Here is a 1,269-nt window from a genome sequence, read left to right on the forward strand (position 1 = left end):
GAGGCCGCGCTGACCGGTCCGATCGGGATCGCGGTCGCCACGCTCGCGGTCATCGGCACCGGCTTCATGTGCATGATGGGGCGGCTGAACTGGGGCTGGTTCGCCTCGGTCATCATCGGGATCGTGCTGATCTTCTCAGCCGGCACCATCGTCGACGGCTTCTCCTGAGGTTGGAGAATAGAGTTGGCAGAACGATCCCCCCTCTTTCTAGGCCTCGCCCGTCCGCCCAAGTATCTGGGTCTCCCTGTCGGATACCTGGTGGTGCTGGCGACAGGGGTCGTTCTGCCGTTCATCTGGACGAAGTCGATGGTCTTCTTCCTGATCGGGCTCGTGGCCTATCCGATCCTCTGGTTCGTCGCCGACCGCGAGCCGCATTTCTTCGAGGTTCTGCGCGTCTCCTACGGCTCGGTGCGCCCTACGAAAAACCGGGCCCTGCATGGGGGTGACAGCTTTGGCGCTTGATGCGGGCACACTTTCTACTCACGGAACGGCACTCCTTCAGGCTGGCGGCGGGGCGTTCGCGCGGGAGAGCTATCTCGCGGAGCACCTGCCGTATTTTGCGCTCGCGGATGACGATGTCATGGTCCTGCGCGACGGTGATCTGATGGCGACCCTGCGCCTTGATGGTCTGAACCCGATGACCACTGAGGACGCCCGGCTCGACGCGTTGAAGCGCGCGGTCGCCGCCATCGTCGCCCAGACCGGAAACGCCTTCGGTTTCTACATCCACCGGATCTCCGTGCCGCAGGATCTCGGAATGCGCCCCATCGAGGAAGACAGCTTCGCCGCCGCGATCGACGCGCGCTGGCAGACCCATGTCAAAGACCTGCGCCCAGCCAAGCGCCAACTCTATCTCAGCGTCATCCGGCGCCCCGATATCTCCGCCCGCATTCCGCTCTTGCGCGCGCTGGCCCGAAAGGCTTGGGTCAAGGACCGCGCGACGCGCCTGCAAGAGCTGAACGAGGTCATGGGCTTTTTCGAAGTGGCGCTTGCCTCGGCCAACCCAGTCAGGCTCACGAAGTCGGGCGGTGAATGGCTGGGCTATCTCAACACGCTGAACGCCGGCAGCTTCTCCCCCATAGCCTTCGGACAAAGCGCTCTGCCTCTTTCACATATTCTGAGCAATTGCCGCGCGACCTTCGACGGCGACGTCGTCACCCTGACCGACGCCGTGACTGGGCGGGTCAAATACGGTGCGCTTTTCTCGATGAAGACCTATCCAGCCCTCACGGATGTCACGCTGCTCGACGCGCTCGACCTGCCGCTCGA

Annotated in this window: 2 protein-coding genes and 1 pseudogene; all 3 read left to right on the forward strand. The window is 63.5% G+C overall.

The genetic code is table 11. From position 1 onward, the window contains the following. The first annotated feature begins 9 nt into the window (after window positions 1-9). A complete protein-coding gene (locus SM763_RS24140) occupies window positions 10-168 on the forward strand; it encodes a TrbC/VirB2 family protein (protein WP_369000128.1) in 159 nt (52 codons plus the stop codon). A gap of 15 nt (window positions 169-183) precedes the next feature. Further along, window positions 184-462 carry a VirB3 family type IV secretion system protein gene (locus SM763_RS24145; RefSeq protein WP_038070148.1) on the forward strand — a complete coding sequence of 93 codons (279 nt, stop codon included), beginning with the start codon at window positions 184-186 and terminating at the stop codon, window positions 460-462. Then, window positions 437-1,269: pseudogene (locus tag SM763_RS24150) on the forward strand (VirB4 family type IV secretion/conjugal transfer ATPase); the annotation flags it as partial. The gene SM763_RS24145 and the pseudogene SM763_RS24150, both read left to right, overlap by 26 nt.

Source organism: Pseudophaeobacter sp. C1-32P7, assembly GCF_041008775.1.
Lineage (GTDB): Bacteria > Pseudomonadota > Alphaproteobacteria > Rhodobacterales > Rhodobacteraceae > Phycobacter > Phycobacter gallaeciensis_A.